11 protein-coding genes are annotated in these 12829 nt (G+C 67.9%); 4 read left to right on the forward strand and 7 right to left on the reverse strand.

The window, feature by feature from the left end:
* The 5 genes from ACTXG9_RS05410 to ACTXG9_RS05430 all read right to left on the reverse strand — a co-directional run bounded on the left by ACTXG9_RS05410 (window position 1) and on the right by ACTXG9_RS05430 (window position 4758).
* Window positions 1–837, reverse strand: coding sequence for an alpha/beta hydrolase (locus ACTXG9_RS05410; RefSeq protein WP_111098992.1), 837 nt, complete (start codon window positions 835–837; stop codon window positions 1–3).
* A gap of 78 nt (window positions 838–915) precedes the next feature.
* The gene (locus ACTXG9_RS05415; protein ID WP_021202497.1) at window positions 916–2295 is read right to left on the reverse strand and encodes a sensor histidine kinase; all 1380 of its coding nucleotides are present in this window, start codon (window positions 2293–2295) and stop codon (window positions 916–918) included.
* Window positions 2292–2975 (reverse strand): response regulator, encoded by a 684-nt coding sequence (locus tag ACTXG9_RS05420; protein WP_019659189.1) that lies wholly within the window; start codon window positions 2973–2975, stop codon window positions 2292–2294. Before ACTXG9_RS05420 ends, ACTXG9_RS05415 begins: the two co-directional genes overlap by 4 nt.
* 132 nt (window positions 2976–3107) lie before the next feature.
* On the reverse strand, window positions 3108–4235 hold the full coding sequence (locus ACTXG9_RS05425; RefSeq protein ID WP_188250095.1) for a metallophosphoesterase: 1128 nt from the start codon (window positions 4233–4235) through the stop codon (window positions 3108–3110).
* Window positions 4236–4308: 73 nt separating this feature from the next.
* Window positions 4309–4758: a winged helix-turn-helix transcriptional regulator gene (locus ACTXG9_RS05430; protein WP_111098991.1), complete on the reverse strand. Its 450-nt coding sequence runs from the start codon at window positions 4756–4758 to the stop codon at window positions 4309–4311.
* An 89-nt stretch (window positions 4759–4847) separates the two neighbouring features.
* Here ACTXG9_RS05430 and ACTXG9_RS05435 point away from each other — a divergent pair, with 89 nt between their 5' ends.
* Window positions 4848–6050, forward strand: coding sequence for an MFS transporter (locus ACTXG9_RS05435; RefSeq protein WP_456115403.1), 1203 nt, complete (start codon window positions 4848–4850; stop codon window positions 6048–6050).
* Between the two features lie 95 nt (window positions 6051–6145).
* Here the strand turns inward: ACTXG9_RS05435 and ACTXG9_RS05440 are convergent, their stop codons facing one another.
* Window positions 6146–7561 (reverse strand): GGDEF domain-containing protein, encoded by a 1416-nt coding sequence (locus ACTXG9_RS05440; RefSeq protein WP_021202500.1) that lies wholly within the window; start codon window positions 7559–7561, stop codon window positions 6146–6148.
* Window positions 7562–7847: 286 nt separating this feature from the next.
* Between ACTXG9_RS05440 and ACTXG9_RS05445 the strand changes: the two genes are divergently transcribed.
* A complete protein-coding gene (locus ACTXG9_RS05445) occupies window positions 7848–10097 on the forward strand; it encodes a TonB-dependent siderophore receptor (RefSeq protein WP_188250093.1) in 2250 nt (749 codons plus the stop codon).
* A gap of 140 nt (window positions 10098–10237) precedes the next feature.
* Window positions 10238–11218, forward strand: coding sequence for a cation diffusion facilitator family transporter (locus ACTXG9_RS05450; protein WP_188250092.1), 981 nt, complete (start codon window positions 10238–10240; stop codon window positions 11216–11218).
* A 38-nt stretch (window positions 11219–11256) separates the two neighbouring features.
* Here ACTXG9_RS05450 and nfi read toward each other — a convergent pair whose 3' ends face one another.
* Entirely contained in the window at window positions 11257–11931 is a 675-nt protein-coding gene (nfi, locus tag ACTXG9_RS05455; RefSeq protein ID WP_021202503.1) for a deoxyribonuclease V, read from the reverse strand.
* Between the two features lie 93 nt (window positions 11932–12024).
* On the opposite strand from nfi, the gene gpmA reads away from it, so the two are divergent.
* Entirely contained in the window at window positions 12025–12774 is a 750-nt protein-coding gene (gpmA, locus tag ACTXG9_RS05460) for a 2,3-diphosphoglycerate-dependent phosphoglycerate mutase (protein ID WP_019659181.1), read from the forward strand.
* Window positions 12775–12829: the final 55 nt, after the last annotated feature.

Below are 12829 nucleotides of genomic sequence, written 5' to 3' on the forward strand. Positions count from 1 at the left end.
TCAGGCCACCGCCTTGAGCGCGCCGCTGCGTTCGCCGATCCCGGCGAAGAAGCGCGCGCTGCGGCGGATCACCTCTCGACGTTCGCGGTCGATGGTGATCATGTGGTAACTGTCCTCCAGCACCACCAGTTCCTTTGGGCCGCTGACCCGCGACATCACCAGTTCGGCATTTCCCATGCTGGCCACGTCGTCCTCGCGGGCGTGCATCACCAGGCATGGTGCGGTGACCTGGTGCAGGTGGCGGCGGGTCCAGTTGCTCAGCGCACGCATCTCGGCCAGCGCGTGCCAGGGATTGCCCGGCAGGCCGGCGGCGGCGCTGTCGCCGGACAGCATGGCGGCGCTGACCTGCGCACGGAGGCGCTCGTCGCGAAGGCCGTACGGCGGTTCTTCCATGAACATGCGGTCGCGGCCGATGTTGAAGCGTTTGAACCAAGGCAACAGGAACGAGAGGCGGGCGACGGCGGGAATGTTCCAGCCGTCGTAGCGGAACGTGGCGCCGTACACGCCGACGCCGGACACCCATTCCGGGCGCCGGGCAGCCAGGGCCAGCGACAGCACCGCGCCCATCGACAGGCCACCGACGAACAGCTGGTCGACCTTGCCGCGCAGGCTGGCCGCCGCATCCTCCACGCCCTGGTACCACTGTTCCCAGGTGGTTGCCAGCAGGTCATCCACACTGCCGCAATGGCCGGGCAGCTGCACGCCGTGCACGGTGAAACCGGCGTTGTTCAGCCCTTTGCCCAGCATGCGCATTTCCGCCGGGGTGCCGGTCAGGCCATGGACCAGCAGCACGCCCTGCGGGCCACCGGGGAGGAAGAAGTCGTGCGATTCGGTCACCTGGCGGCTCCGGGACGGCAGTGGGGATGGCAGGATCGCAAGCGCGATTTTCGCCAGCCTTTCAGCGTCCCGGCCGGGTCAGGATGCCTTCAGCAGCGGCAGCGAGATGGCGACCTTCAGTCCACCACCGGGGCGGTTCAGGAAGCTCAGGCGGCCGCCGAAGTGCTCCACCGCCTCATGCGCGATGGCCAGGCCGAGGCCGGTGCCGCTGGCAGCGGTGCCCGGCGCCCGGAAAAAGCGCTCGCCCAGCCGTGGCATCACGTCGTCCGGCACGCCGGGACCGTTGTCTTCCACATACAGTTCGACATCATTGTCGTCCAGCGCATGCACGCCGACGGTGACGGTCGCACCGCGGCCGGCATAGCGCAGCGCATTGTCGATCAGGTTGTCCAGTGCCTCCTGCAGCTGGGCGCCGTTGCCGAGCACGCGCAGAGGGTGGGGACTGCCGAGGTAGCCCAGGTCGATGCCGTCGCGGATCGCTTCGGGCACGCGCATGCCGACCCACTGTGGCACCCGTTCGCACAGGTCCAGTGCCTCCACGGTATCGGGCACGGTCTGCGCCCGGCTCAGCGCCAGCAGCTGGGTGCTGACCCGCGCGGTGCGCTGGTTGAGCCGGCGGATGTGCTGCAGTGCCTCGCGCACCGTGTCCGGGTCGCCATGCGCCAGTGCCTGGTCCACGTGCAGGGCCATGCCGGCCAACGGCGAGCGCAGCTGGTGCGCGGCGTCGGCGATGAAACGGTTCTGCAGGGTGATCATTTCCGCCTGGCGGGCAAACAGATCGTCGATGGTGCTGATCAGCGGCTGGATCTCCTCCGGCACGTCGGCGTCGGAGATCGGCGCCAGTTCGCCGCGGCGCTGTGCCAGGCGGGTCCTCAGCGGGGTCAGGATGCGCAGGCCATGGGTCACCCCGAACCAGACCAGCGCGGCGGTGCCCAGCGCCAGCATGGTCATCAGCGGGATGATGATCATCAGGATCTCTCGCGCGCGCTGGCGTCGTTCGGCCATGCTTTCGGCCACCGTCACCGCCAGCTGGTCCTGCGGATCGTTCATCGCACGCGTGCAGACGGTGGCCATGCGCACCGGCTGGCCGTTGAGAATGCCGTCGTACAGGGTGGGGTCCACGCCGGTGCATTCCTGCGAAGGCGCGTAGGCACTGAAATCCGCATTGCCGCTGAGTGTCCCCTGGCGGCTGCTGTCGACGTTGAAATAGCGATGGCCGTCGGGCTCGTACTCGATCAGGAAGCGCGCCTGCGGTGACAGCTCGCTGGTCACCGGCATGCCGCTCAGCATCTGCGCGAAGGAGTGCGTGTCGTCGATGAGGTTGCGGTCGTGGATGCGGTTGGAGTAGTCCAGCGCAACGTAGTAGGCCAGGATCGTATTGAAAGTGAGCAGGGCCAGCATCGGCAGCGCCAGGAAGGCAAGCAGGCGCCGGCGCAGGCTGGGCGGTCCACTGATCACGGGGCGCTGTCGTCCTGCGCGTCTTCCAGCATGTAGCCCAGCCCGCGCACGGTGCGGATGCCCATGCCGCCGGGCTGCAGCTTGCGGCGCAGGCGGTGCAGGGCGATGTCCAGGCCGTTGTCGGTCAGGTCCTGGCCCCAGTCGCACAGCGCTTCCACCAGCTGCGCGCGCGACACGATGCGCTCGGCGCGAACGGCCAGCGCCGACAGCAGGCCGAACTCGCGTGCGGTCAGTTCAAGTGATTGGTCGTCGATCCAGACGCGGTGCCCGGCCAAGTCCAGGCGCAAGCGGCCGACGCGCAGGTCCGGATTACCATTGCTGGTGACCCGCCGCAGCTGTGCTCGCACGCGGGCTTCGAATTCGTCCAGTGCGAACGGCTTGACCAGGTAGTCATCGGCGCCGAGGTCGAGCACGCGTACCCGCTCGGCCAGGCCGTCACGTGCGGTCACCACCAGCACCGCCAGGCCATCGCCGCGCTGGCGCAGGCGTTGCAGCACGTCGCGGCCATCCAGTTGCGGCAGGCCCAGGTCCAGCACCAGCAGCGCGTACTGCGTCGAGCCCAGTGCAGCATCGGCGTGCGCACCGTTGTCGACGTGGTCGACCACGTGCCCCTGCCGGCGCAGCGAGGCGCACAGGCCGGAGGCGATATCCGGGTCGTCTTCAGCAATCAGAACGCGCATGCGCGGGGCTCCTGTAACGGTCAGGCCCACCGGATGGACGGGTTGGGCCTCTCGGCTGCCGAAGGGTAGCCGCAAACCGGGTGAAGGTGGAGCGCGCCGGCACCTCCCGGCACCGTCGCGCTGTCCCTCCATTCAGTCCTGCAGGCCCGGCTCACCCAGCGCCAGCGGCACCCGCGAACCATCCAGCAGGCCACGGCTGAGCTTGCCCTCCTCGATGAACAGCAGTTCGCCGTTCTCGCCGTTCTTGATGCTGCTGTCGATCGCGATTACGCGGTCGCCATGGAAGCTGCTGACGTGCGGCATCGAAGTGTGGCCGACCACGATGCGGGTGAGCTGCAGGCGGTCGAGCACGGCCTGCACACCCGCGGTGTCGAGGCGGCCATCGAAATAGCCGCGGTACCAGATCGGGCTGGTCTTGCCGTCATACAGCGGTGCCGTGGCCGGGTCGGCCTTCACTTCGGCTTTGGGCAGGCCCAGCGAGGCCTGATAGGCCGCGTTGGTGCGTGCCGGGTCCAGCGCCAGCTGCACCGCCTCGGGCGAGATGCCGCCGTGCAGGAACAGGGTATCGCCGATCTTCAGCAGCACCGGACGGGTGCGCAGCCACTGCCCGATCACCGAATCGGCACCATACAGCTGCGGGTAGCTGCGGCCCAGCAGCTGGGCGCTGCGCAGGTACTTCGGGTTGACGTAGCGCAGGTCGTCGTACAGCACCATGGTTTCGTGGTTGCCGAGCACGAAGTGCACGGCGCCACCGGCGGCGGCCGCCTGCTGCTGCAGGCCGTAGAGCAGCCAGAACGCCTCGGTCATCTGCGGGCCGCGGTCGAACACGTCGCCGGCGATGACCAGTGTGTCCTTGCCCAGCGCCCAGCGATCCTCCGCGTCGATCACGTGGTGGGCGCGCAGCAGGCGCACCAGCAGCCCGTACTGGCCATGGATGTCCGACAGCGCGACGATGCGCGGTGCAGCCGGCAGCACGGAAATCGAAGGTGCGTTCGGCGCGGCCACATGTACGGTGTGCTCGTAGCCACAGCGCGGCGCGATATCGGTGCCCGTCGTGTTGATGGCCAGCGTGCGCGACTCGACCTTGTCGTCGCAGATCCACTTGGCCTGCAGCTGGTCGCCCTGGCGGAACACATAGGGGCCATCGGCCTGCACGTGGTCGGCGGGCGCGGCAACCTCGCGGGCCTGCGTGGTTGCTGTGGCGCAGGCCAGCAGCGGCAACAGCAGGGCGGTCAGCAGGGAAGGGCGACAGCGCGACATCGGCGGCATCCAGCGGCGGAAAGATCCGATGCTAACCGGCGCGGGCGTCCGTCGGTGTGCGCGAGTGGGCGGATCAGGCGCCGCGCCGGTCGTCCTTGAGCTTGCGCACGCGGGTGGCGGCGGCCTGCAGCGGCTGACCGTCGCGCCCGCGTGGCTGCATGTAGGGCAGTGGTCGCCGCGTGCTGGATTCGATCAACTGCGAATGGGTTTCACCGGCGCTGAAGCGATGGCGTTCTCCCCACTGGCGCAGCGCGACCAGCAGCGGGAACAGTTCCTGGCCGGCGTGGGTGAGCACGTATTCCTGGTAGGCCGAGCCATCGGAGGCCGGTTGCAGTTGCAGGATGCCGGCCTCGACCAGCCTGCGCAGGCGATCGCTGAGGATGTTGCGCGCCGCGCCGAGGCTGCGCTGGAAGTCGCCGAAGCGGCTGACGCCGTCGAAGGCATCGCGGATCACCAGCAGTGCCCAGCGATCACCGAGCAGGTCGGCGCTGCGGGCAACGGGGCAGGGAATGTTGGCGTGCATGCTGGGGCCTCCGAATGTGGTTGCAGTTTAAAACCAATGGCGATAGCCTGCATCAAGTTTCAAATTGCAACTACATCATGAGCGCATCGATGTCCCGCCCATTGCTGACCCTGCTCGCGGTCGCGGCCGGCGCCAGCGTGGCCAACGTCTATTACGCGCAACCGCTGCTGGATCGGCTGGCACAGGCCTTCGCACTGGACCGTGCCGTGGCGGGCGCAGTGTTGGCGGCAACCCAGGCCGGCAGCGTGCTTGCATTGCTCGGCCTGCTGCCGCTGGCCGATCGCGGTGACCGGCGGCGCCTGCTGCGGCTGCAGCTGGCGGCACTGGTGGCGGCCCTGCTGTGGCTGGCAGCGGCACGCACGACCGGTTGGCTGCTGTCGGCCATGCTGCTGGCCGGACTGCTGGGCACCGCGCTCACCCAGGGCTTGATCGCCTATACGGCAGCGATGGCTCCGGCCGCGCAGCGCGGGCGCGTGGTGGGGGTGGTGCAGGGTGGGGTGTTCATCGGGCTGCTGCTGGCGCGTGTGCTGTCCGGCACGGTGGCGGCCATTGCCGGCTGGCAAGCGGTCTATCTGCTTTCGGCAGCGCTGATGGCGGCCTTGGCCGTACTGCTGTGGCGGCGCCTGCCGGCCGTGCCGATACCCGCAGTGCCGCCGCGCTGGCGCGACCTGATCGGCTCGATGCTGGGCATGCTGCGCCGCGATCGAACGCTGCGCGAGCGCGGGCCGCTGGCATTGCTGCTGTTTGCCGGCCTCAATGTGTTCTGGGCGGCGGCACCCTTGCCGCTGTCGGCACCGCCGCTGCACTGGTCGATTGCAGCCATCGGTGCGCTCGGCCTGGCCGGGGTGGCAGGTGCATTGATGGCGTCGCGGGTCGGGCACTGGATGGACCGTGGTTTCGCGTATCGGGTCAGCCTCGGCGCGCTGTTGTTGATGCTGGTCGCGTGGTGGCCGCTGCTGGGCCTGCCGCGTTCGCTGTCCTTGCTTTTGCTGGGTGTGGTCGTGCTCGACCTCGGCGGCCAGGCACTCCATGTCTCGAACCAGGCATTGTTGCTGCGTGCACCGGCAGAACAGCATGGGCGCCTGGTGGCGTTGTACATGTTGTTCTATGCAGTTGGCAGTGGGGCGGGTGCGGCTGCGGGGCCTTGGGTGCAGGCCCGGCATGGCTGGCCAGCAGTGTGCCTGTTGGGCGCCGGCATCGCGCTGCTGGCGCTGCTGTGGTGGGCAGCATGGCGGGTGGTGGCGTTCAACGCATCGGCTGGCGCGCGAACCGGTAGAGTCGACTGTCGGTAGAGTCGACTGTCAGTCGACTGCTCTTCGCCCCGCGTGCGAAAAATCCCGCGCTGCGCGCGATAGTCGACCAGCGGTCGACTCTACCTGTCCTGTCGTCATCGCTGCAGTGCACGCCGCCCCGGGGCTTCCTGCAGGTCCGCGCTGGCCACCACCACGCGGTTGCGGCCGCTGCGCTTGGCCTCGTACATCGCCGCGTCTGCGCGTGCCATCAACCGCTCGTAGTCCGGATGACCATCGTGACCGGCCACGCCGATGCTGGCGGTCAGCTCCAGCACCTGGCCATTGGCTAGTGCTACCGGTGATTGTGCGATCTGCCGGCGCAGGCTCTCGGCGATCACGGTCGCCTGCGACTCGCTGGCCGCCACCAGCACCACCACGAATTCTTCGCCGCCATAGCGGAACAGGTAGTCGCTGCCCCGCGTGAGTTGGCCGAGCAGGCCGGCCACGTGCTGCAACGCGCGGTCGCCGGCATCGTGGCCGTGGCCGTCGTTGATCGCCTTGAAGTGATCCAGGTCGAGCAGCAGCAGCGAGAACGGCGTGCCGTTGCGCGTGGCCAGCTCGATTTCCCGCCGCAGCACGGTCGGCAGGAAGCGGCGGTTGAGCAGGTTGGTCAGCGCATCGCTGCCGGCATCCAGTTCGCCGATGCGCTCGAACAGCAGGGTCATCAGGGTGCGGATGGCGGCCAGATCCTCGCGGATGGCCGGCAGCACCGCCAGCCGCTGCGCCGGGGCATCGTTGCTTGCCTGTTGCAGGTTCCCGTCGATGCGGGCCATCAGCTGGCCGACCTGCTGGGTTTCGCTGCTCTCGCCGAAGCTGGGGATGCCCTTGTGGGTGAACCACAGGCCGAATTCCGAGGTCGCCAGGCTGGCGCTTTCGCCGGCCTGCACGTGGCCGGCCAGTGCGTACAGCAGTGCGTTTTCCCAGTCCAGCAGCAGGGCGCGCTGGCGCTCGCGCTCGGTGCTGACGTTCTGCACCAGCGAGAACAACCGGTAGGCCGCATCGGCACGGGTGGATCGTTCGCGCGCATGGGTGTAGGCCAGGGTCATGCCTTCCATGGCGATGTCCATGATTGCGCTGAGGCAGTCGATGGCGGCGAACGCGGTGGCACTGTCGGGTGCGTCGTCGCGCAGGCGCACGAACAGCTCGTGCTTGAGCACGCGCGCGCCGCGGGTGACCAGGTCGACCGGAATGCCGACCCGGGCATGCACATCGCCGATCACCCGTTGCGAGGCCACGGCACTGGCGATCCTGTCGCGATCAGTGGTCAGCAGTTGCACCAGCCAGCGCTGCATGGCCGGCTGCAGGCGCTGCTTGACCTGGTCGTGGGACAGGAAGCGGCGTGCACGCCCGTCCTGCAGCAGCACTTCGTAAAAGCGCTGTGCCAGCACGGCTGGGGCATCGGTGGCTGCGGCCTTGAGCAGCGCGGTGGCGGCAGGGCCAGCCTGTTGCAGGCAGTGCTGCCAGGCTTCGGCCAGCGGCTGGCTGGCATCGTCCAGTTGCGGTGTTTCCACGTCGATCTCTGACTGCGTACGACAAACCACGGGTATCGGCCGTGGCGGCGTGCGGTTGATGGCGGGTTAGCCGGCCAGTTTACGCGCGGTGCAGCGTTGCACGGTGCGCAAAGCACATCCGTGCCCCTGCGGCAATGAGTGAACGCATTTGAGAATCACTCGCATTGATGGGAGAATGTAGGCACGGATCGGGCCGCAGGCGACTGCAGCGACGCTCCGCCTCCCCCTTGTCGTTGCCTCAAGCCCTTTGCCAGAGGCCCCGTTGCCCTGCCAGAAGGTCCAGATCATGTCTCCTGCCGTTGTCCTCTCGCCGCGCCCGCTGGCGCTTGCCGTTGCCGCCCTGCTGGCGGGCAGCGCCCTGATCGCCAAGGCTGAAACCGACGCCACCGATATCGACACGGTGCATGTCACCGCCTCGCAGATTGCCCGCCAGGCGTTGGGCACGTCGACCATCACCGCTGAGGACATCGCCAGGCGCCCGCCGGCCAACGACATCGCCGAACTGCTGCGCACCATGCCGGGCGTCAACCTCACCGGCAACAGCGCCTCGGGCCAGTACGGCAACAACCGCCAGATCGACCTGCGTGGCATGGGCCCGGAAAACACCCTTATCCTGGTCGACGGCAAGCGCGTCGGTGCCCGTGATGCCGTGCGCATGGGGCGCAGCGGCGAGCGCAATACCCGCGGCGATACCAACTGGGTGCCGGCGGAAATGATCGAGCGCATCGAAGTGCTGCGCGGCCCGGCGGCGGCACGCTACGGCTCCGGTGCTTCCGGCGGCGTGGTCAACATCATCACCAAGCACCCGACCGGCGATCTGACCGGTGCGGTCGACCTGTTTGGGTTGGTGCCCGAGCACAGCGCCGAAGGGGGCAGCGAGCGCGTCGGCCTGCAGCTCAGCGGGCCGATGACCGATACCCTGTCGTTCCGTCTGTACGGCAATCTCAACAGGACCGACGCCGATTCGCTGGACCTCAATCGCCGGTACGCGACGAATCCGAACGCGGTGCCGCCAGCCGGCCGCGAGGGTGTCAAGAACCGCGACGTCAACGCGCTGCTGCGCTGGGACGTGACCGCCAACCAGGTGGTGGAGTTCGAAGCCGGCACCAGCCGCCAGGGCAACATCTACGCCGGCGACCGCGCCGTCAGCACCACCGGTACCTCGACCGGTGTCGACCTGGCGGCACTGGCCGAAGGCCAAGCGGAAACCAACCGCATGTACCGCACCACCGGCGCGATCACCCATCGCGGTCGCTGGGGCGACGTGACCTCGCGGTTGACCGCCGCGGTGGAAGCGGTGAACAACTCGCGCATCAACGAAGGCCTGGCCGGTGGCCCGGAAGGCAGCTTCAACGGCACCGACTGGTCGACCTCGCGCCTGCGCAACTACCAGCTGGATGGCGAAGTGAGCTTCCCGACCGCGCTGGGCGGCGCAGAGAACATCTGGACGCTCGGCTTTGAATACCTGGACAGCCGCCTGACCGATCCGTATTCGATGAGCCAGTCCAGCAGCAGCGGCGGCGGTATTCCAGGGTTGTCGGCCGACCGTGCGCGGGGCAAGGCCGACGCGCAGACCACGGCGGCGTTCGTGGAAGACAACATCTACCTGGGTGAGCGCTGGATCGTTACCCCGGGCCTGCGCTTCGACCACCACAGCCAGTTCGGCAACAACACCAGCCCCAGCCTCAATGCGCAGTTCCGCATCAACAGCGACTGGGTGGTGAAGGGCGGCATTGCCCGCGCGTTCAAGGCGCCGAACCTGTACCAGTCGAATCCGGACTATCTCTACTACACCCGCGGCAACGGCTGCCCCAATGCGCTGCCGAGCCTGGGCGCCGGTTGCTACATGCGCGGCAACGCGGACCTGAAGGCGGAAACCAGCCTGAACAAGGAACTGGGCATCGAGTGGGCACCGCAGAGCGGCTGGCAGGCGTCGTTGACCTACTTCCACAACGATTACAAGGACAAGATCCAGGCCGGATACACCCAGATCGGGCTGACCGCCGACACCAAGGGCCGCATCTTCCGCTGGGAGAACGCGCCGAAGGCGATCGTGCAGGGGCTGGAAGGCAACCTGGTCATTCCGCTGCTGGGCGAGCAGGGCAACCGCCTGAAGTGGAGCAACAACTTCACCTACATGGTGGAAAACGAGAACAAGACCACGCATCAGCCGCTGTCGGTGATTCCGAAGTACACGATCAACACCATGCTGGACTGGCAGGCCACCGACAGGCTGTCCGTGTTGCTGACCGGCACCTTCTACGGCAGGCAGGAACCGGCCACGACCAACATCAACAACGACCCGCGCTGCACTGGCAGCTGCGATGCATCGATCGCGCTGCAGGATCGTGGCGCGTACAACATCTGGGGCGTGAGCGCGCGCTACAAGGTGACCGAGACGGTCAGCTTCGGTTTCGGAGTGAACAATCTGGCCGACAAGCGCTTGTTCCGCGAGGCCAACAGCAGCGATGCCGGGGCGGCGACCTACAACGAGCCGGGCCGCGCATACTGGGCCAGCCTGCGCTTCGGCTTCTGACCGCAGGCGGTCGTCGGTCTGCAGCCCTCGCCGGGCCATGCCCGGCGAGGGCTCGTGTGGCCTGCAATGTTATAAACATCGTAATAGTCTCCCCCGCCGGCACCGCGTAGCCTGCACCGCATCGCAAAGGAGCTGTTGCCATGGGCCACGACCACGACCACCTGCCATCCCAGATCCGCCACGAGAAACCCCTGTGGTGGGCACTCGGCCTGACCACCACCTTCCTCGTCGTCGAAGTGGTGGGCGCGTTCTGGACCAACAGCCTGGCGCTGCTGTCCGACGCCGCACACATGGCCACCGATGCGCTGGCGCTGATGATCGCGCTGGTCGCGGTGCGGCTGAGCCGGCGCCCGCCGGATGCGCGCCGCACCTACGGCTATGCACGGCTGGAAGCGTTGGGCGCGATGATCAACGGTGCCATGCTGTTCGTGGTCGCCGCCTACATCCTGTGGGAGGCGGTCGGCCGTTTCCGCCAGCCGCAGGAGATCGCCTCCTCCGGCATGCTGGTGATTGCTGCGGCGGGCCTGGTCATCAACCTGATCTCGATGCGCCTGCTGCAGGCGGGCAGTGGCGAGAGCCTCAACGTGAAGGGCGCCTACCTGGAAGTATGGGCCGACATGCTCGGCTCGGTGGCAGTGATTGCGGGCGCATTGTTGATCAAGTGGACCGGATGGAAACCGATCGACCCGATCCTGGCGGTGCTGATCGGCCTGTGGGTGCTGCCGCGTACCTACGTGCTGATGCGTGAGGCGATCAACGTGCTGCTGGAAGGCGTGCCCAAGGGCATGGATGTGGCCAGGGTGCGCGACAGCCTGGCCGGCCACGCCGCAGTCCTGGACGTGCATGACCTGCACGTGTGGGCGCTGGCTTCAAGCACGCCGGCGCTGACCGCGCACATCGTGATGCGCGACGGTACCGATGCCGATGCGCTGCGCCGCGAGCTGGGCGGGCGGCTGCATGATGACTTCGGTATCGAGCACGTCACACTGCAGATTGAAGCGGACCATTGTGGCGAAGCCTGTGGCGAGCCGACGCCGGCCAAAGGCGGCGGACACGAGGGCCATGAAGGCCACGACCACGGTGAGGATGCGCAGGGCCATCGCGGCCACGTGCATCGTTGATCGAAGATGACGCGCGTGCCGGGAGATGCCTGGCGCAGCTATTCGTCCCGTCGCGAGGCGAGCCGATCCGCCAGCCGGGTTGGCTCCGGAAGCCGATAGCCACGCAGGGTGTGCTGCACCCAGCCCAGCGCGGTGTCGGCACTGACCCGATGGCCGCCGGCCACGAACAGCGGCTTGCAGCGCACCTTGCTGCGCAGCACCCAGCCCAGTTGTTCATCGCCCTCCAGCAGCGGCGTATGTGCACCGGCCTCGGCGCCCGGCTCGACGAACCGGCCCACCAGCTTCGACTTGGCGACACCGATGCTCGGCAGGTCGGTGACCACGCCCAGATGCGCGGCCACGCCCAGCCGGCGCGGATGGCTGATGCCGTGGCCATCGACGAACACCAGATCCGGCGCCTGCGGCAGCAGCGCCAGTGCCGCCAGCAGCGCCGGCAGCTCGCGGAAACTGAGCAGGCCGGGGATGTAGGGCATCACCGTAGGAATCCGCGCGATCTCCTGCGCCACGGGCTGCAGCGTCTTCGCATCCAGCAGCACCGCCGCGGCGCGGGTGATGGCGCCGTTGTCTTCGAAGCCGACATCCATCCCGGCCAGCCACCGCACGCTGCGTGGCAGGCGGTCCTGGCGCTCCACGCGGCCCGCCAGTTGCAGCTGCTGCGCACGGGCGGCAGCGACGCTGCCTTCCCAGCGCCCGGGATCGATCACCGTATTCATGGGTTACAGCATCGCACGGGCGGCGCCACGGCCCGGTGAGCGGCGGCCGGGCTACAATGGCGGCCTGCCTATCCTCGCGTTGGAGACCCTGCAGTGACCCGTAGACTCGTACTGTTGCGCCATGGCCAGAGCCAGTGGAACCTGGACAACCGCTTCACCGGCTGGGTCGATGTCGACCTGACCGAGCAGGGGCGCCGGGAAGCGGCCGCCGCCGGTCGCCTGATGCGCGAGGAAGGCCTGCAGTTCGACGTTGCCCATACCTCCGTACTGAAGCGCGCCATCCACACCCTGCAGGGTGCGCTGGCCGAGCTGGAGCAGGACTGGCTGCCGGTGAACAAGTCCTGGCGCCTCAATGAGCGCCACTACGGCGGCCTGCAGGGCCTGGACAAGGCCGAGACCGCGGCCAAGCACGGCGAGGAGCAGGTCAAGGTGTGGCGTCGTTCGTACGACATCCCGCCGCCGCCGATGGAACTGGAAGATCCGGGCCACCCGATCCATGACCGCCGTTACGCCGGTCTGGACCGCAACGCGCTGCCGGGCACCGAGTCGCTGGCCACCACCCTGGATCGCGTGCTGCCGTACTGGCACGACGCCATCGCCCCGCAGCTGAAGGACGGCAAGACCGTGCTGGTCACCGCCCACGGCAACTCGCTGCGCGCGCTGTACAAGTACCTCAACAATGTCTCGCGCGAGGAAATCCTCGAGCTGAACATCCCGACCGGCATCCCGCTGCTGTTCGAACTGAACGATGACCTGACCGTGCAGTCGTTCCGCTACTTGGGCGACCCGGAAGCGGCGCGCAAGGCCGCCGAAGCCGTGGCCAACCAGGGCAAGGCGAAATAAGAAGCAGAAGGCCGGCGCAAGCCGGCCTTCGCTTTTGTAGAGCCGAGCCCACGCT

The sequence above is a fragment of the Stenotrophomonas maltophilia group sp. LNF247 genome (assembly GCF_054083135.1).

Excerpts from the sequence above, each read along its gene's own strand:
- ACTXG9_RS05420 (WP_019659189.1), bottom strand. The coding sequence starts at position 2,975 with ATGCGCGTTCTGATTGCTGAAGACGACCCGGATATCGCCTCCGGCCTG.
- ACTXG9_RS05445 (WP_188250093.1), top strand. The coding sequence starts at position 7,848 with ATGTCTCCTGCCGTTGTCCTCTCGCCGCGCCCGCTGGCGCTTGCCGTT.
- ACTXG9_RS05450 (WP_188250092.1), top strand. The coding sequence starts at position 10,238 with ATGGGCCACGACCACGACCACCTGCCATCCCAGATCCGCCACGAGAAA.
- ACTXG9_RS05425 (WP_188250095.1), bottom strand. The coding sequence starts at position 4,235 with ATGTCGCGCTGTCGCCCTTCCCTGCTGACCGCCCTGCTGTTGCCGCTG.
- ACTXG9_RS05435 (WP_456115403.1), top strand. The coding sequence starts at position 4,848 with ATGTCCCGCCCATTGCTGACCCTGCTCGCGGTCGCGGCCGGCGCCAGC.
- ACTXG9_RS05430 (WP_111098991.1), bottom strand. The coding sequence starts at position 4,758 with ATGCACGCCAACATTCCCTGCCCCGTTGCCCGCAGCGCCGACCTGCTC.
- nfi (WP_021202503.1), bottom strand. The coding sequence starts at position 11,931 with ATGAATACGGTGATCGATCCCGGGCGCTGGGAAGGCAGCGTCGCTGCC.